At 67.8% G+C, this 17557-nt stretch carries 18 protein-coding genes; 9 read left to right on the top strand and 9 right to left on the bottom strand.

The window, feature by feature from the left end:
- Nucleotides 1–225 precede the first annotated feature (225 nt).
- From BFF77_RS11250 to dnaA, 5 genes are all read right to left on the bottom strand, one after another.
- Complete coding sequence (locus BFF77_RS11250) at nt 226–810, bottom strand: DciA family protein (RefSeq protein WP_066947180.1); 585 nt, start codon at nt 808–810, stop codon at nt 226–228.
- Complete coding sequence (gene recF, locus BFF77_RS11245; protein ID WP_066947178.1) at nt 807–2024, bottom strand: DNA replication/repair protein RecF; 1218 nt, start codon at nt 2022–2024, stop codon at nt 807–809. Before recF ends, BFF77_RS11250 begins: the two co-directional genes overlap by 4 nt.
- A gap of 137 nt (nt 2025–2161) precedes the next feature.
- Nucleotides 2162–3049 (bottom strand): phosphogluconate dehydrogenase (NAD(+)-dependent, decarboxylating), encoded by an 888-nt coding sequence (gene gnd, locus BFF77_RS11240; protein WP_066947176.1) that lies wholly within the window; start codon nt 3047–3049, stop codon nt 2162–2164.
- A 78-nt stretch (nt 3050–3127) separates the two neighbouring features.
- A complete protein-coding gene (gene dnaN / locus BFF77_RS11235) occupies nt 3128–4258 on the bottom strand; it encodes a DNA polymerase III subunit beta (RefSeq protein ID WP_066947173.1) in 1131 nt (376 codons plus the stop codon).
- Between the two features lie 957 nt (nt 4259–5215).
- Nucleotides 5216–7021: a chromosomal replication initiator protein DnaA gene (gene dnaA, locus BFF77_RS11230; RefSeq protein WP_079125034.1), complete on the bottom strand. Its 1806-nt coding sequence runs from the start codon at nt 7019–7021 to the stop codon at nt 5216–5218.
- Nucleotides 7022–7383: 362 nt separating this feature from the next.
- Between dnaA and rpmH the strand changes: the two genes are divergently transcribed.
- The 9 genes from rpmH (at nt 7384) to BFF77_RS11190 (ending at nt 14262) form a co-directional block, all read left to right on the top strand.
- On the top strand, nt 7384–7521 hold the full coding sequence (gene rpmH / locus BFF77_RS11225; protein WP_003949374.1) for a 50S ribosomal protein L34: 138 nt from the start codon (nt 7384–7386) through the stop codon (nt 7519–7521).
- A gap of 18 nt (nt 7522–7539) precedes the next feature.
- Nucleotides 7540–7911: a ribonuclease P protein component gene (gene rnpA / locus BFF77_RS33080; protein WP_079125033.1), complete on the top strand. Its 372-nt coding sequence runs from the start codon at nt 7540–7542 to the stop codon at nt 7909–7911.
- A complete protein-coding gene (yidD, locus tag BFF77_RS33075) occupies nt 7908–8267 on the top strand; it encodes a membrane protein insertion efficiency factor YidD (RefSeq protein ID WP_079125032.1) in 360 nt (119 codons plus the stop codon). The genes rnpA and yidD overlap by 4 nt, the downstream gene beginning before the upstream one ends.
- A gap of 3 nt (nt 8268–8270) precedes the next feature.
- Entirely contained in the window at nt 8271–9554 is a 1284-nt protein-coding gene (gene yidC / locus BFF77_RS11215) for a membrane protein insertase YidC (protein WP_066947165.1), read from the top strand.
- A 14-nt stretch (nt 9555–9568) separates the two neighbouring features.
- On the top strand, nt 9569–10078 hold the full coding sequence (locus BFF77_RS11210) for a Jag family protein (RefSeq protein ID WP_066947163.1): 510 nt from the start codon (nt 9569–9571) through the stop codon (nt 10076–10078).
- A gap of 105 nt (nt 10079–10183) precedes the next feature.
- Nucleotides 10184–10900: a 16S rRNA (guanine(527)-N(7))-methyltransferase RsmG gene (gene rsmG, locus BFF77_RS11205; protein WP_066947160.1), complete on the top strand. Its 717-nt coding sequence runs from the start codon at nt 10184–10186 to the stop codon at nt 10898–10900.
- Nucleotides 10901–11165: 265 nt separating this feature from the next.
- Entirely contained in the window at nt 11166–12242 is a 1077-nt protein-coding gene (locus BFF77_RS11200) for an AAA family ATPase (RefSeq protein ID WP_079125030.1), read from the top strand.
- Nucleotides 12239–13342: a ParB/RepB/Spo0J family partition protein gene (locus BFF77_RS11195; protein ID WP_079125029.1), complete on the top strand. Its 1104-nt coding sequence runs from the start codon at nt 12239–12241 to the stop codon at nt 13340–13342. Before BFF77_RS11200 ends, BFF77_RS11195 begins: the two co-directional genes overlap by 4 nt.
- Nucleotides 13343–13644: 302 nt before the next feature.
- Complete coding sequence (locus BFF77_RS11190) at nt 13645–14262, top strand: GNAT family N-acetyltransferase (RefSeq protein WP_066947157.1); 618 nt, start codon at nt 13645–13647, stop codon at nt 14260–14262.
- A gap of 109 nt (nt 14263–14371) precedes the next feature.
- Here the strand turns inward: BFF77_RS11190 and trxA are convergent, their stop codons facing one another.
- From trxA to sigM, 4 genes are all read right to left on the bottom strand, one after another.
- Nucleotides 14372–14704, bottom strand: coding sequence for a thioredoxin (gene trxA / locus BFF77_RS11185; RefSeq protein ID WP_066947153.1), 333 nt, complete (start codon nt 14702–14704; stop codon nt 14372–14374).
- A 44-nt stretch (nt 14705–14748) separates the two neighbouring features.
- Nucleotides 14749–15720 carry a thioredoxin-disulfide reductase gene (gene trxB / locus BFF77_RS11180; RefSeq protein WP_066947151.1) on the bottom strand — a complete coding sequence of 324 codons (972 nt, stop codon included), beginning with the start codon at nt 15718–15720 and terminating at the stop codon, nt 14749–14751.
- 118 nt (nt 15721–15838) lie between these two features.
- Nucleotides 15839–16825: an anti-sigma factor family protein gene (locus tag BFF77_RS11175; RefSeq protein ID WP_066947149.1), complete on the bottom strand. Its 987-nt coding sequence runs from the start codon at nt 16823–16825 to the stop codon at nt 15839–15841.
- Entirely contained in the window at nt 16822–17526 is a 705-nt protein-coding gene (gene sigM / locus BFF77_RS33070) for an RNA polymerase sigma factor SigM (RefSeq protein WP_079125028.1), read from the bottom strand. Before sigM ends, BFF77_RS11175 begins: the two co-directional genes overlap by 4 nt.
- Nucleotides 17527–17557: the final 31 nt, after the last annotated feature.

The following is a 17557-nucleotide window of genomic DNA, read 5'->3' as shown; positions in this document are numbered from 1 at the left end:
CCGGTGGGGAGGGCGGAGGAGGGGCGGGGAGTGTCCCGCGTCAGGAAGGTTTCCCTGGTCACGTCACAGCGGATCCGCTCCTTCACTCGTAGGGGTGAGGCGCCGCCCGCTGCTCCCGGCAAGCCGCACGGCCGGCCCGGCAGAGCGCCGTACGACCGATCCGTACGACCGGGCCCGTACGGGGTGGTCCGTCCGGCCGGTCCGGGAGGCCGGCTCCCGGGGCCGTCAGCCGTAGGTGTCGCCCGGTCCCTTGCTTCCCGGCGCGCGCAGCCGGCCGTACCGCTGCGGCGGGCCACCGGGCCCCAGCACCTTGATCGTCCGTACGGTGCCATGGCCCAGATCCTCGTTCAGCCGGGCCACCAGCCGGGGCGCCAGCAGCCGCAACTGCGTCGCCCAGGCCGTCGAATCGCACTGGACCGTCAGGACCCGCTCGTCCTTGCCGTCGTCGTAACGCTGCGGCACACAGTGCTTCGCCACGTCCTCGCCGACGATCTGCGGCCAGCGGCCCATCACCCCGCCCACGGCGGCCGGCGTCTCCCAGCCCCGCTCCGTGATCAGCCGGTTGATCGCCGCGCCGAGCGGCAGGGGATCACGGCCGTCGGCCCCGGACCCCGACCGCAGCCCGCCGCCCCATCTGGCCTGCTTCTTCTGCTGTACGGCGGCACCACGCGCCCGTGCCTGCTCCTTGGCCGCGCGCAGCGCGACCCGCGCCAGATCCACACCGGAGGACCCGGCAACCGGCGGCGGCACCGCGCCGGACGGCCCGGTGGGCAGCTGCGCGGGCGGCTCCGAGCCTCCGAAGCCGGTCATACGCGCTCCACCGCGCCCTCGGCCACCATGAAGCGGGCGCCCGCCAGCACTCCGGGGACGTCGTCGTCCACCGCCGCGGTCACCAGCACCTGCTCACCCGGAACCACCAGTTCCGCGAGCCGCTCCCGCCGTCGGGCGTCCAGCTCGGCGAACACGTCGTCCAGCACCAGCACCGGCTCATTGCCCTCGGCGCGCAGCAGATCGTACGAGGCCAGCCGCAGCGCCAGCGCGTACGACCAGGACTCGCCGTGGCTGGCGTACCCCTTCGCGGGCATACGGCCCAGATTCAGCACCAGGTCGTCGCGGTGCGGACCGACCAGCGTCACACCGCGCTCGATCTCCTGCTTGCGCACACCGGCCAGAGCGGCCAGAAGCTGCGCGTACAGCTCGTCGCGTGTGTGCGCGGACGCGGCGCTGTACATGTCCACGCCCGTGCCCACACCAGGGACCGGATCCGCGCCGGAGACCGCGAGACCGGCCGCGGCGTCGTCGAGCGCGACGGCGTCCAGGGCGGAGGAACGGTACTCCAGCGCCACCGGTCCGCCACCGGGCGCCAGTTGCTCGTACGCCTTGTCCGTGAGCGGCTGAAGGGTCGCGATCAGATCGACCCGCTGCGCCAGCAACTCCGCACCCGCGCGCGCCAGATGCTGGTCCCACACGTCCAGCGTGGACAGATCCATGCCACGCCCACCGTGCCGCCGGGCCATCGCCGCGGATTTCAGCAGGGTGTTGCGCTGTCTGAGCACCCGGTCGTAGTCGGAGCGCACGCCCGCCATCCGGGGTGAGCGGGCGGTGATCAGTTCGTCGAGGAACCGGCGGCGCTCGCCCGGGTCGCCCTTGACCAGCGCCAGATCCTCCGGCGCGAACAGCACGGACCGTACTATCCCCAGCACATCACGCGGTCTGACCTGCGAGGACCGATTGATACGGGCGCGGTTGGCGCGACCGGGATTCAGTTCGAGCTCGATCAGCTGCGAACGCTCACCCTGGGTGACCGAGGCCCTGATCACCGCGCGGTCCGCACCCATCCGTACCAGCGGCGCGTCGGACGACACCCGGTGGCTGCCGAGGCTGGCCAGATACCCGACGGCCTCGACCAGATTGGTCTTTCCCTGGCCGTTCGCCCCGACGAAAGAGGTCACGCCCGGATCGAGCGGCACCTCGACCCGGGCGTAGGAACGGAAGTCGGCCAGTGACAGATGCGTGACGTGCATGGGTGTGCGTCGGCCTCCCCCGGCTCGGTGCTCTGTTCTCCACTGCGGCTGCTTCGTCTCCGCCGCTCTTTCGCTGTCTCGTCGGCCTCCGCCGCTTCAGCGGCGCCGGCGGCTTCGGCCGCTGATCGCCGAAGCGTTCACTTCTTCGGTTCGCTCGACTCGACCGCGTGGCCGCCGAACTGGTTGCGCAGCGCCGCGACCATCTTCATCTGCGGCGAATCGTCCTGCCGGGAGGCGAAGCGCGCGAACAGCGACGCGGTGATCGCGGGCAGCGGCACCGCGTGGTTGATCGCCGCCTCGACCGTCCACCGGCCCTCGCCGGAGTCCTCCGCGAAGCCCCGCAGCCGGTCCAGGTGCTCGTCCTCGTCCAGGGCGTTGACCGCCAGGTCCAGCAGCCAGGAGCGGATGACCGTGCCCTCCTGCCAGGAGCGGAAGACCTCCCGGACATCGGTGACCGAGTCGACCTTCTCCAGCAGCTCCCAGCCCTCGGCATAGGCCTGCATCATGGCGTACTCGATGCCGTTGTGGACCATCTTGGCGAAGTGGCCCGCACCGACCTTGCCCGCGTGTACGGAGCCGAAGTCGCCCTCGGGCTTGAGCGCGTCGAGGATCGGCCGCACCTGCGCCACATGCTCCGGGGTACCGCCGTACATCAGCGCGTAGCCGTTCTCCAGGCCCCAGACACCGCCGGAGACCCCGCAGTCGACAAAGCCGATGCCCTTGATGCCGAGCTCCACGGCGTGCTTCTCGTCGTCCGTCCAGCGGGAATTGCCGCCGTCGACCACGACATCGCCGGGGGACAGCAGCGCGGCCAGCTCGTCTATGGTCGCCTGGGTCGGCGCACCCGCCGGGACCATCACCCAGATGGCCCGAGGTCCCTTGAGCTTGCTCACCAGCTCCTGAAGGCTGTGCACATCGGCAAGGTCCGGATTGCGGTCGTACCCGATGACGGTGTGGCCCGCGCGGCGGATGCGCTCGCGCATGTTGCCGCCCATCTTGCCGAGACCGATGAGACCGAGCTCCATCAGGGATTCCTTAAGCGTTGAGGCGATTGCGTACCCGGATCCGAGCCTACGCCCGGACCCGGCCACTCACCTGTGGGGTCAGCCGCTCAGGCGTACCGGCATGATCAGGTACTTGTACGCCTCGTTCGCCTCGGCGTCGACCGCCGGCCGGCCGCTGAGCAGCGCCGGCTTGGTGGAGGTGGTGAACGCGAGCTGCGCCACCGGCGAGTCGATCGCGCTCAGACCGTCCAGCAGGAAGGTCGGGTTGAAGGCGATGGAGATGTCGTCGCCCTCCAGCTGCGCGTCGACGCGCTCCACAGCCTGTGCGTCGTCGCTGGAACCGGCCTCCAGGATCAGCACGCCCTGCTCGAAGCTGAGCCGCACCGGGGTGTTCCGCTCGGCGACCAGGGCCACGCGCTTGACGGCCTCGACGAACGGGGCGGTCTCGATCACCGCGACCGAGTTGAACTCGGTGGGGAACAGCGTGCGGTACTTCGGCAGGTCGCCTTCGAGCAGCCGGGTGGTGGTGCGCCGTCCGGCGCCCTCGAAGCCGATCAGCCCCTCACCGGCACCGGACCCGGAGAGCGCCAGGGTGACGGTGTCGCCGTTGGTGAGCGCCTTGGCGGTGTCCAGCAGCGTCTTGGCGGGCACGAGGGCGACCGCGGAGATCTCCGGGGACTCCGGCTTCCAGAGGAACTCACGGACCGCGAAGCGGTAGCGGTCGGTCGAGGCCAGGGTGACCGTGTCGCCCTCGATCTCGATCCGTACGCCGGTGAGCACCGGCAGCGTGTCGTCGCGCCCGGCGGCGATGGCGACCTGGGCGGCGGCCGAGGCGAAGACCTCACCGGGGACGGTGCCGGTGGCCGTCGGCATCTGCGGCAGCGCCGGGTACTCGTCCACAGGGAGTGTGTGGAGCGTGAAGCGGGAGGAGCCGCAGACGACCGTCGCCCGGACACCGTCCGTGGAGATCTCCACCGGGCGGTTGGGCAGGGCGCGGCAGATGTCGGCGAGGAGCCGGCCGGAGACGAGGACGGTGCCGTCCTCCTCGACCTCGGCGTCCACCGAGACCCGTGCCGAGACCTCGTAGTCGAAGCTGGAGAAGCTCAGAGCGCCGTCCTCGGCCCTCAGCAGAAGGCCCGCAAGTACGGGCGCCGGCGGACGGGCCGGGAGGCTGCGGGCCACCCAGGCCACCGCCTCCGCGAGTACATCGCGCTCCACCCGGATCTTCACCGGAACCGCCTCCTGCTGTTGCTGGCTCGCCCTGCTGGCCTTCGTCGTCGGCTGTGATGCCGGGGACCAGTCTGACGTACGGCGCCGACAGTCGGTGCGGCTGCGGGTCAAGTCGGTGCGAGCGGCGGCGGAGGCTCGGAGGCCGAGTTGTGCACAGGGCCCACTTCCAAGCGGATTCCCAGCTAACTCTGAGTGGGAGTAGTAGTAGGGCCTGTGGAAACCGTGGATAACGTCGTTTCCGCAGGTCAGACCCGCTTTTTTGTCCACCGGTCCTGTGGGCGCCGCCCGTGGACAACTCGGTGGTTCTGTGGACACGCGAAAGTTCTGCACAACCGATGCACAGGCCACAGGGAGTTCTCCCCAGAGCTGTCCCCAGCTTTACCCAGGTTCCCCACAGCCCAATCCGCCTTCTTGGTGTGACGCCTTTCACTCGATTCAGCGATCCTGGGTGTTTCGTTGCCGAACAGTGGACAGGGATGTGGACAGCCTGTGGGCAACGCGGGTCCGCCTGTGGGTCGCCGGTGGACAACCGAGACGCCGCCCTGTGGAAGATTTTTTCGTCCACAGTCTGTGGAGGGGCGTCAGCCACAATTCCACAGGGGCCTGACCTGGCCCGATGGATCTCCGGCCGGTGAGCCTGTGGACACAGTCTGAACAACTTCCCGGTCCCCAGGCTGTGGACGGAAGATCGCTCCCGAATCTGTGGAGAAGGCCCTCGGCCGGGCGCTGATTCGAACAGCTCAGGAGCGGGACCGACGCGCCGGCGACGTCGTCGAGAGGTCCGGGCGGGGTTTCGCGGCAGGAAAAAGGGCGCCCGGGACCGTCTCGGACGGTGTCCCGGGCGCCCTTCGCCCACAGATGGCGCGTCGGCCGAGCCGGCCGTGTCAGCCGCGGCCGGCCGTGCTGGGCGTGACGAGTGCGTCGGCCGTGCTGGGCGTGACGGCTGCGCCGGCCGTGTCAGCCGTTCTTGATGCGGTTCGTGAGTTCGGTGACCTGGTTGTAGATGGAGCGCCGCTCGGCCATCAGCGCCCGGATCTTCCGGTCCGCGTGCATCACGGTCGTATGGTCACGGCCGCCGAACTGCGCACCGATCTTGGGCAGCGAGAGATCGGTCAGCTCCCGGCAGAGATACATCGCGATCTGGCGGGCCGTCACCAGCACCCGGCTCCGCGAGGAACCGCAGAGATCCTCCACCGTCAGACCGAAGTAGTCGGCGGTCGCCGCCATGATGGCGGCGGCGGTGATCTCCGGAGCCGAGTCCTCGCCGCCCGGGATCAGGTCCTTGAGCACGATCTCGGTGAGCCCGAGATCCACCGGCTGCCGGTTGAGCGAGGCGAACGCCGTGACCCGGATGAGCGCGCCCTCCAGCTCGCGGATGTTGCGTGAGATACGGGAGGCGATGAACTCCAGGACCTCGGGCGGTGCGTTGAGCTGCTCCTGCACCGCCTTCTTGCGGAGGATCGCGATACGCGTCTCCAGCTCCGGCGGCTGCACATCGGTGGTCAGCCCCCACTCGAAGCGGTTGCGCAGCCGGTCCTCAAGGGTGATCAGCTGCTTGGGCGGCCGGTCCGAGGACAGCACGATCTGCTTGTTGGCGTTGTGGAGCGTGTTGAAGGTGTGGAAGAACTCCTCCTGCGTCGACTCCTTGCTCGCCAGGAACTGGATGTCGTCGACCAGGAGGATGTCGACATCGCGGTACCGCTTGCGGAAGGTGTCGCCCTTGCCGTCACGGATCGAGTTGATGAACTCGTTGGTGAACTCCTCCGAGCTGACGTATCTGACGCGGGTGCCCGGGTAGAGGCTGCGGGCGTAGTGCCCGATGGCGTGGAGCAGATGCGTCTTGCCGAGCCCGGACTCCCCGTAGATGAAGAGCGGGTTGTACGCCTTCGCCGGCGCCTCGGCGACGGCGACGGCCGCCGCGTGCGCGAACCGGTTGGACGCGCCGATCACAAAGGTGTCGAAGAGGTACTTGGGGTTGAGCCGGGCGTGCGGCTCGCCGGGGCCCGCCGGGGCGGGCTGGGCGCCGAGCGGTCCCGGAACGCCACCGCGGGGTCCGCCGTGCGGTCCTCCTCCGGGTCCGCCGCCGGGCCCTCCCCCCGGCCCGCCGCCGTGGCGCGGCGACGGCGGCTCCTGGAGGTCGTGACGGTCGTGCCGGTCGGGACGCTGTTCGTACGGCGAGGGGTCGAGGCCCTGCGGCTGCCGGTAGTCGTGCTGCTGCTGCGGGCGGACGGTGGCGTACGGATCGTGCTCCTGGTAGCCGCCGAGCCGGGGCTGCTGCCAGGACAGGTCCTCCTGGGTACGCGGCCAGGCACCGGGTTCGGGGCGCTGCTGCTGGTAGTCCGGGTAGGCCGGGCGTACGGAGGGCATGCCGTCGTCGGACGGGCGGTGCCCGTAGCTGTCGTATGTATCGCTCTGCCGCTGTTCGTCGTGCTGCGGGCCCTGGTAGCGGTGCTGCTGAGGCACGGCGGGAGCCGGCGGTGTGGGCTCGCCCGCCGAGTCGTCGACGGTGATGGCGATGCGGATGGGCCGGCCGCACTCATGGCTCAGGGTCTCGCTGATGAGAGGGGCGAGCCGTCCCTCCAGGACGCGCTTCCCCCACTCGTTGGGGACGGCGAGCAGGGCGGTGTCGGCCACGAGGGCCAGGGGCTGGCAGCGCTCGATCCACTGCTTGTCCTTGGGCTCGACGCCCTGCTGGCCCTCCCTGAGGAGCTGCTCCAGCACTCGTGGCCACACTGCGGCAAGATCGGCAGGTACATCAGCCACAAGGCACGCTCTCTCGCAGGTCCCACGAATGTGTGGTTCTCGGGACGGGATGGGAAGACCGGCAGGAAACGAAGCCGGAGTTCAGCCACGGTAGTCACGGCGACCCACGCGGTTCAAGTTGTTGTCCACAGCCTGTGCACAATGGAGCCCGGCACGGAGCTGGTTTGACCGGATGGCGTAGCCGCGCGTACCGTGACCAGGTCGAGTTGTCGATGGCTGCTGCCGCCTGCCTCCGATGGGCAAAGATCACGATCTGTGGTTGTGAAGCGGTGCACTCGGGCGTAAACGCGAGCTACTCGTGGGCGCACGGTGACAGCCAGGCGATGTCCCGCCATCACACACATCATCTCTGGAGCCCCCGAGTGAGCAAGCGCACCTTCCAGCCGAACAACCGTCGTCGCGCCAAGACCCACGGCTTCCGGCTGCGGATGCGTACCCGTGCCGGCCGCGCGATTCTCGCGTCCCGCCGTGGCAAGGGTCGCGCCCGTCTGTCCGCCTGATCGCCGTCAGGTCATGACGTGCTGCCTACCGAGAATCGGCTGAGGCGGCGCGAGGAGTTCGCGGCCGCGGTTCGCCGAGGACGCCGGGCCGGACGCCCGCTTCTTGTCGTCCATCTACGCAGCGGTGCAATGGACCCGCACGCGCCTGGGGAGAGCGCCTCCCCGACGCGTGCGGGTTTCGTCGTAAGCAAGGCCGTGGGCGGTGCCGTCGTACGTAACCAGGTGAAGCGCAGACTTCGTCATCTGATACGTGAACGACTGCCCGAGCTGCCCCCCGGTAGCCTGGTTGTCGTACGGGCGCTGCCCGGAGCGGGTGACGCCGATCATGCACAACTGGCCCGAGACCTGGATGCCGCTCTCCGGCGGCTGCTGGGAGGGGGCACGCGATGAAATACCCGCTGCTGGCTCTTATCAAGCTGTACCAGTGGACGATCAGCCCGCTGCTGGGGCCCGTCTGCCGGTACTACCCGTCGTGTTCGCACTACGGATATACGGCCATCGACCGGCATGGCGCGGTGAAGGGCACGGCGCTGACCGCTTGGCGCATCCTGCGGTGCAATCCGTGGTCGCCGGGCGGTGTGGACCATGTCCCGCCGCGTAGACGCCCACGGTGGCACGAACTGCTGCGCAATGCGTGGCGCGGCAGTAAGGGCGGGCACTCCGCCGCTGGCGTGCCTTCCGGGGGACCGGCCCCCGAAACTCCCGGTCCAGCCGCAGAGACCTCGTCCAAAGCTCAAGGAGCCTGATTAGTGGACACGATTGCCAGTTTTTTCAGTTTTATCACCACACCTGTTTCATGGGTCATTGTCCAGTTCCACTCGCTGTACGGGACGATCTTCGGCCCCGACACGGGCTGGGCCTGGGGACTGTCCATCGTGTCCCTGGTGGTGCTGATCCGGATCTGTCTGATTCCGCTCTTTGTGAAGCAGATCAAGTCGACCCGGAACATGCAGGTGCTCCAGCCCAAGATGAAGGCGATCCAGGAGCGCTACAAAAACGACAAACAGCGTCAGTCCGAAGAGATGATGAAGCTGTACAAGGAGACGGGCACCAACCCCCTCTCCTCATGTCTTCCCATCCTGGCGCAGTCACCGTTCTTCTTCGCCCTGTACCACGTGCTCTCCAGCATCGCGAGCGGCAAGACGATCGGCGTCATCAACCAGTCGCTGCTGGACAGCGCGCGTCAGGCGCATATCTTCGGCGCCCCGCTGGCCGCCAAGTTCACCGACAGCAGTGACAAGGTCGCGTCCCTGAGCGCTTCGCTGACCGATGTGCGCGTGGTCACCGCGATCATGATCGTTCTGATGTCGGCCTCGCAGTTCTACACCCAGCGCCAGCTGATGACCAAGAACGTCGACCTCACGGTCAAGACGCCGTACATGCAGCAGCAGAAGATGCTCATGTACATCTTCCCGCTGATCTTCGCCGTCACCGGTATCAACTTCCCCGTCGGTGTGCTCGTCTACTGGCTGACCACCAACGTGTGGACCATGGGCCAGCAGATGTATGTGATCAACCAGAACCCGACGCCGGGCAGCAAGGCGCAGGACCAGTACCTTCAGCGGCTGCTCAAGAGCATCACCGCCCACAGCGAGGTCCGCTCCCGTCGTAAGCGCAATATCGTCAAGGCGATCGTGGCCAAGGGGCCCGACCGCAACGACAACGAGCGCAAGTTTGTGACGGGTCTGGCCAAGGTGGGTCTGGCCGCCCAGGCCGACGGCACGGTGATCAAGAGTGAGACCACCTCTGCCGACGCCGAGTCCGGCAGCGCGGCGAGGCGGCAGCAGCCGAAGCGCCAGACCAAGGCGCAGCGGCAGGCCGCCGCCGCTGCCCACCCGGGTACGGAGAAGCCGGCCGAGGACAAGGACTCCGAGGCCGCCGACGACATGGCGAAGACCTCGTTGCAGAAGAAGGACGAGCCGCAGGACACCACGTCCAAGCCGACGGGCAAGCCCGCCGCCGGTTCCGCACGCCAAGCCAAGTCGGGGCAGCGTAAGGGCCAGCAGCGGCCCAAGCACCCGTCCAAGAAGTAAGAAGGAGTCCATCCGTGACGGAAGGCACCATCTCCGCCGCCGAGGGGGGCGACACCCTGACCCGCCTGGAGCAGGAAGGGGAGATCGCGGCCGACTACCTCGAAGGCCTGCTCGACATCGCTGATCTCGACGGCGACATCGACATGGACGTCGAGGCCGACCGGGCCGCGGTCTCGATCATCAGCGACTCGGGCGGCCGGGATCTGCAGAAGCTGGTGGGACGCGACGGTGAAGTGCTGGAGGCGCTTCAGGAGCTGACGCGGCTCGCGGTCCATCGGGAGACCGGGGACCGCAGCCGGCTGATGCTGGACATCGCGGGCTTCCGGGCCAGGAAGCGCACCGAGCTGGCCGAGCTGGGTGCCAAGGCCGCGGACGAGGTGAAGAGCACCGGTGAGCCGGTGAAGCTGAACCCCATGACACCCTTCGAGCGGAAGGTTGTGCATGACGCGGTTGCCGCCGCGGGTCTGCGCAGCGAGTCCGAGGGCGAGGAGCCCCAGCGTTTCGTCGTGGTGCTCCCGGCCTGACCGGTCCACCGCTTTCCGGCCCCGTCTGTTCCGCAGGCGGGGCCGATTTTTGCCAGCCTGATAGTCAGCCACCGCTCGGTGGTTCGGTATGGAAGGACGGTTCCCGTGACGGAAGCAGCAGAGCTTCCCCCTGCACCGGACGCGGCTCGTGCTGTCTTCGGTGAGTTCTTTCCCGAGGCTGTCCGCTACGCGGAGCTGCTGGCGGACGCGGGGGTCAAGCGCGGTCTGATCGGTCCACGCGAGGTACCACGGCTGTGGGAACGCCATCTGCTGAACTGCGCGGTGCTCTCCGAGGTCGTGCCCGAAGACGTCATGGTCTGCGACGTCGGTTCGGGGGCGGGGCTTCCCGGGATCCCGCTGGCGCTCGTACGGCCGGATCTGAAGATCACGCTGCTGGAGCCGCTGCTGCGGCGGACCAACTTTCTCCAGGAGGTGGTCGAGCTGCTGGGCCTGGACCATGTCACGGTGGTGCGTGGCCGTGCCGAGGAGGTCCTCGGCACACTCCAGCCGGTGCATGTGGTGACGGCACGTGCGGTGGCTCCACTGGACCGGCTGGCGGGCTGGGGGGTGCCGCTGCTCCGTCCGTACGGCGAGATGCTGGCGCTCAAGGGCGACACGGCCGAGGAGGAGATCAAGGGGGCCCGTGCGGCGCTGAGCAAGCTCGGTGTCCTGGAAACCTCGGTGCTCCAGGTCGGAGAAGGTATCGTCGATCCGCTGGCCACCGTGGTGCGGGTCGAGGTCGGGGAGAGTCCCGGTGGGGTGAGGTTCGCCACGAAGCGGGCCAAGGCCGCCCGGGCGGGCCGTGCGCGGCGACGCCGCTGAGCGGTACCGGACTACGCTGCTACCGGTGGTGCTCCATACAAGCTGCCCTGCCCATGCGGTGCGGAGTGTCGTGACGATGTAGCCCTGCGGCGCGTGCATCGTGTTTCACGTGAAACGTCGCTCACTGCTACAAGGAATCATCGGCCGTGGCCGCGCGGCTTCCACACCACGCGGCCGAAAGCCCCTCGTAAGGGGCACGGGGTTGTCCACAGATGTGGATTCATCCACAGAACCACGGGCCTCGCTGGTTCACGACCCCGAAAGCATGGCAGGCTCTCTTCATTGCGAGTCTGAAGTCGAGGAGAGTGAATCCTTGCGGTCCGACGCCAACATCGCGGGACCGATGACCGATCCGGTCCCCGGTCCCCGCACCGAGTCGGTGGGGGAGGATGTTTCACGTGAAACGCCACCCCCGATGGACGACACCCCCATTGGTCGCGCTGCCCAGCTGGCAGTCGAGGCACTGGGCCGAGCCGGCGAGGGTCTGCCCCGTCCTGAGCAGACGCGTGTCATGGTCGTTGCCAATCAGAAGGGCGGCGTAGGGAAGACCACCACCACGGTCAACCTTGCCGCCTCGCTCGCGCTCCACGGCGCGCGCGTGCTGGTGATCGACCTCGATCCCCAGGGCAATGCCTCCACGGCGCTCGGTATCGACCATCACGCCGAAGTCCCCTCGATCTATGACGTCCTGGTGGAGAGCAAGCCACTCTCCGAGGTGGTCCAGCCCGTTCCGGACGTCGAAGGCCTCTTCTGTGCCCCCGCCACCATCGATCTCGCCGGTGCGGAGATTGAGCTGGTGTCGCTGGTGGCACGGGAGAGCCGGCTTCAGCGGGCGATCGAGGCCTATGAGCAGCCGTTGGATTACATCCTGATCGACTGCCCACCCTCGCTCGGCCTGCTGACCGTCAATGCGATGGTCGCCGGCGCGGAGGTGCTGATTCCCATCCAGTGCGAGTACTACGCGCTGGAAGGGCTGGGTCAGCTCCTGCGGAATGTCGACCTGGTGCGGGGGCATCTCAATCCCTCGCTGCATGTGTCGACGATCCTTCTCACCATGTACGACGGCCGGACTCGGCTCGCCTCGCAGGTGGCGGAAGAGGTGCGGAGTCACTTCGGTAACGAGGTGCTGCGGACGAGCATCCCTCGTTCCGTGCGTATCTCGGAGGCGCCGAGTTATGGCCAGACGGTGCTGACGTACGATCCAGGATCCAGTGGATCCTTGTCCTATCTCGAAGCCGCCCGCGAAATCGCACTCAGGGGGGTCGGGGTGCACTATGACGCCCAGCAGGCCCATGTGGGCAGCCAGAACAGTCAGCAGAGTATGTCGGAGGGGATCCAGTGAGCGAGCGACGTAGAGGATTGGGGCGTGGGCTCAATGCGCTGATTCCTGCCGCTCCGCAGGAGAAGCAGGTACCCGCTCCAGGAGTGGCCCCGGCGGCTCCCGGAGCGGCTCCGGTGCTGACCGCGCACCGCGGTGTGGCCGCTGCGAAGGCGACCTCGCTGCCACAGGCGGCCATGGCGCCGGACGACGAGACGGTTTCACCCGAGTCCGAGACGGTGCCCGAGTCGACGGGGACCGATGTGGCGCACTTCGCCGAAGTGCTGATCGGCTCCATCACACCGAATCCCCGTCAGCCACGTGAGGTGTTCGACGAGGACGCCCTGGCCGAGCTGGTCACCTCCATCAATGAGGTGGGGCTCCTCCAGCCCGTGGTCGTACGGCAGGTGGGCCCGGAGCGCTATGAGCTCATCATGGGCGAGCGGCGCTGGCGGGCCTGCCGGAAGGCGGGGCTGGAGCGTATTCCGGCGATCGTCCGTGCGACGGACGACGAGAAGCTGTTGCTCGACGCGCTGCTGGAGAATCTGCACCGCGCCCAGCTCAACCCGCTGGAAGAGGCCGCGGCGTACGACCAGTTGCTCAAGGACTTCAACTGCACGCATGACCAGCTCGCCGACCGGATCGGCCGCTCCCGTCCGCAGGTCTCCAACACGCTGCGGCTGCTCCGGCTCTCTCTCCCGGTACAACGCAGGGTTGCCGCCGGAGTGTTGTCGGCCGGTCATGCGCGGGCCCTGCTGTCGGTGGACGACTCCGAGGAGCAGGACCGGCTGGCGCATCGCATCGTGGCTGAAGGGCTCTCGGTGCGTGCGGTGGAGGAGATCGTGACCCTGATGGGGTCGCGTCCGCAGAGCACGCCCAAGGCGAAGGGACCCAGGGCCGGTGCGCGGCTGTCGCCGGCGCTGACCGACCTCGCATCACGTCTCTCCGACCGCTTCGAGACCCGGGTGAAGGTCGACCTGGGTCAGAAGAAGGGAAAGATCGTGGTCGAGTTCGCCTCGATGGACGATCTGGAACGGATTCTCGGCACCCTCGCTCCTGGCGAGGGACGCGTCCTGGACAAGGGACTTTCCGGGGATTCCGCGGAGGACGACGACGAGAGCTGAGATTCTCGCGCTGCCATCGGGCGGGCTGTGTTCCATGCTTACCGGAACACAGCCCGCCCTTTGCTGTCCCTCGGTGTGCCAGATACCTCTGGGTGGATACGATGCGTTCTGGTATGGCGCATCCACCTTGATCACCTCAGAAGGAGAACGAGGGCCATGCGATCGGTGAGCCGCAGTCATCTGGTGTCAGCAGGACTGAGTCTTGGGGTGATCGGCGGCTTTGTCGGTGGCCTGCTTCGGGAACGGGGTGCGCTGGCAGCCGCCCGTGGTGCGGCAGGCGAAGGAAGTGGAGAACAGCCTTCATGGGGCGTCGGCTCGTACCGCTCACGCTGGACAACCTTCCGGATCTTCCCAAACGCTGTCGTGCGTGTGTCTTCTGGGAGCTCGATCCGGTCAGCGGAGAAGCCGCGGTAGGAGCCGGCAGATCCGAGATGGAGAAGGAAGCCTGGATCTCGGCCGTCCTGCTGGAATGGGGATCCTGCGGCCGTGTCGTCTATGTGGACGATCTGCCGGTGGGCTTTGTGCTCTACGCGCCGCCCGCATATGTGCCGCGCTCGATGGCCTTTCCGACGAGTCCCGTCTCTCCGGACGCGGTTCAGCTGATGACCGCCTGGATCAAGCCGGGCTATCAGGGACAGGGGCTCGGCCGGGTGATGGTGCAGACCGTGGCCAAGGATCTGTTGCGGCGGGAGTTCAAGGCGATCGAGGCGTTCGGTGATGCCCGGTGGAAGGAACCGGCCTGTGTACTGCCCGCGGATCATCTGCTGGCGGTGGGCTTCAAGACCGTACGTCCTCATCCACGGCATCCACGGCTGAGGCTGGAGCTACGGACTACGCTCTCCTGGAAAGAGGATGTGGAGCTGGCGCTGGACCGGCTGCTGGGCGCGGTGAAGAAGGAACCCGCGCTTCGACCGCTCTGATCGCTCGCCAGTCCGGGCGGCCTGAGGCACAGGAAAACGGGCCCATTCCCAACCGGGGAATGGGCCCGTTTCACGTGAAACATTGGAGTCGGCCAGCGGCTGCCGTCGACTACTCGCTGATGAAGCTCTCCAGGTCGCGGACGAGCGCGGCCTTGGGCTTCGCACCGACGATGGTCTTGGCGACCTCGCCGTTCTGGTAGACGTTCAGCGTCGGGATGGACATGACGCCGTACTTGGCTGCGGTGGCCGGGTTGTCGTCGATGTTGAGCTTGACGATCTCGATCTTGTCACCGTACTCGGCCGCGATGGCTTCGAGCGACGGGGCGATCTGGCGGCAGGGTCCGCACCAGGCGGCCCAGAAGTCCACCAGTACGGGCTTGTCGCTCTTGAGGACATCCTGCTCGAACGATTCGTCGGTCACATGCTTCAGGTCGCCGGCCACGGCGGCCTCCTTAGGTTTATGAGGTGTGGGGTTGCTACAGAGGTTCAGACGGTGGCGGTCTTCTCCGGCTCGGCGTGCTCGCTGTCGCTCAGCGCAGCGAGGAAGCGCTCGGCGTCGAGAGCCGCGGAGCAGCCGGTGCCCGCGGCGGTGATCGCCTGACGGTAGGTGTGGTCCACGACATCACCGGCACCGAAGACGCCGGACAGGCTGGTCCGTGTCGACGGTGCATCGACGGTGAGGTAGCCCTCGCTGTCCAGATCGAGCTGCCCCTTGAAGAGCTCGGTCCGCGGGTCATGGCCCACCGCGATGAACAGGCCGGTCACCGGGAGAGCCGAGAGCTCACCGGTCTTGGTGTTGCGGAGGGTCAGTCCGGAGAGCTTCTGATCGCCGTGAATCTCCGCGACCTCGCTGTCCCAGGCGAACTTGATCTTCGGGTCGGAGAAAGCGCGGTCCTGCATGGCCTTGGAGGCACGCAGCGTGTTCCGGCGGTGGACGATCGTGACGGACTTGGCGAAGCGCGAAAGGAAGGTGGCTTCCTCCATCGCGGTGTCGCCACCGCCCACCACAGCGATGTCCTGCTCCTTGAAGAAGAAGCCGTCACAGGTGGCGCACCAGGAGACACCGCGACCGGAGAGAGTGTCCTCGTTCGCCAGGCCGAGCTTGCGGTGCTGGGAGCCGGTCGTGACGATCACGGCCTTCGCCCGGTGTACCGTGCCCGCCGTGTCGGTGACCGTCTTGATGTCACCGGCGAGGTCGACGGAGATGACATCGTCCGGGACGAGCTCGGCGCCGAAGCGCTCCGCCTGTGCCCGCATGTTGTCCATCAGGTCCGGACCCATGATGCCGTCGCGGAACCCCGGGAAGTTCTCCACATCGGTGGTGTTCATCAGCGCACCACCAGCGGTGACGGCGCCCTCGAAGACCAGCGGCTTCAGCGATGCACGCGCGGTGTACAGCGCGGCCGTATAGCCGGCGGGCCCGGAGCCGATAATGATCACATTGCGGACGTCGCTCACGGGATTCTTCCTCGTCTCTGCAGACTGCCTACTGGGGCCGGATCAACGACTGTCACCCCATCCAACGGATCCTACGGGTCCCGCATTCCCGAGGATCCCCGCGGCACCGCCGGTGTCGTCAGCGGCGAGGGTAGGCGTGTGTCAGCAGGACTCTCCCTTTGGCCGAGGAACGGTTGTCCACACAGGTGGCATCGACCACATACGCCTGGATCTGACTGCTGTCGGTGGAGTGGGAGAGGACGACGAGATAGGCACGGCTGCCCTGATACATACCCTGCTGGGCGGCGAGTACGGGCTCGGTACGGCCGATTCCCTGCTCGATACAGAGCGGGACCTCGGGCGCGGGCTGGAGCAAAGGCGTATTCGAACCGCTCCGCTCACGCGGAGGGACTTCCTGTTCACCGCCGGGCTCCTTGGCGCCCGGGTCCGCTGCCCAGCCGGAGGCCAGTAGTGCGTCCACACTGTTCTGGAGTCGGTCCTCGGTGAACTCTTCACCGTCGCTCTTGGTGGAGCTGAGCGCCGAGCCGGTCTGAGCGTCGTTGTCGGCGCTGCCGGAATGGAGTGACTGAAGCAGTAGAACACTCACACCCACGGCGGCTGTCCCGAAGACGGCCCCCAGAACGGCGGTACGGCGGCGACGGCGCGCCTGCGCCGTGCGACCGGGACCCGTGGCCGCCCTCGGCCGCCCGGCAGGACGTCCTGCCCGTACGGCCTCGGCCGGTGAGGTGTCCACCGACGACATGTCCGGATGCGCGCTCTCCGTCGATACGGAGGAGGCGTCTGACTCGGCGGGCGGCTCGGAGGGCGGCGATGTTTCACGTGAAACATGGGTGGCCCCGTCGGGTGCGGTCGCGTTCAGTAGCGCCTCTGCCGCCAGTGCCGCATCGATGCGCTCGGCGACATCGGTCGGCATCCGCGACGGTCCGGGCAGGGTGCCGAGGAGTCCCCTGATCTCTTCGAGCGAGTCATGAACATCGGCGCAGAGCGCGCAACCGTCGAGATGGTCCCTTATATCGGCGGCACGGGACGGCGGGAGCAGGCCTTCCGCCAGGTCGGAGATCTCCGAGACATCCGGGTGCTGAGCCATGTCGGTCGTCGATGTCATGCGCGCCCACCTCCGCCCTTCACTCCAGCGGGATCACTTGGTCCTGAATCCCTTGGTGCTGATGCCGGTGGGACGGATGCCCCTGGCGTCCGGTTCCTTCCCCCGCCGAGTTCGCCGCTACCCCCGGTGTCTGCTCGTAGATGAGTGAGCATGGGGAGCAGTCTCGCCCGGCCGCGGGCGCAGCGGCTCTTCACCGTTCCGGTGGGGACACCCAGGATCGTGGCGGCCTCCGCCACCGGGTAGCCCTGCATGTCGACCAGCACCAGGGCCGCCTGCTGGTCGACGGGAAGTTTGGCCAGGGCCGCCAGCAGCTCACGGTGGAGGTCCTGGCGCTCGGCAGGGGCCTCCGCCGATTCGTGAGGCTCCAGGAGCTGCTCCAGCCGCTCGGTGTCGTCGACGGGAGAGGTCCTGCGGGAAGCTGCTTTGCGGGCCCGGTCGAGACAGGCGTTGACGGTGATCCGGTGCAGCCAGGTGGTCACCGCGGACTGACCACGGAAGGTATGAGCCGCCCGGAAGGCGGAGACGAGAGCGTCCTGCACCGCGTCCGCCGCTTCCTCCCGGTCGCCGAGCGTCCGCACGGCGACGGCCCAGAGCCGGTCGCGGTGGCGCCGTACCAGTTCACCGAAGGCATGAGGGTCGCCTGCGACATGAGCGCTCAGCAGGTCGTGGTCACTTGAATCGCCGAGTGCGACGTCGTCCAACGGTGAGCCCCCTCCCCTGGTCCGGTCGGCT

It is taken from the genome of Streptomyces lushanensis, assembly GCF_001700515.1.
Classification (GTDB): Bacteria; Actinomycetota; Actinomycetes; order Streptomycetales; family Streptomycetaceae; genus Streptomyces; species Streptomyces lushanensis.
The sequence above is the reverse complement of the archived record's forward strand: the minus strand, read 5'-3'. Positions and strand labels throughout refer to the sequence as shown.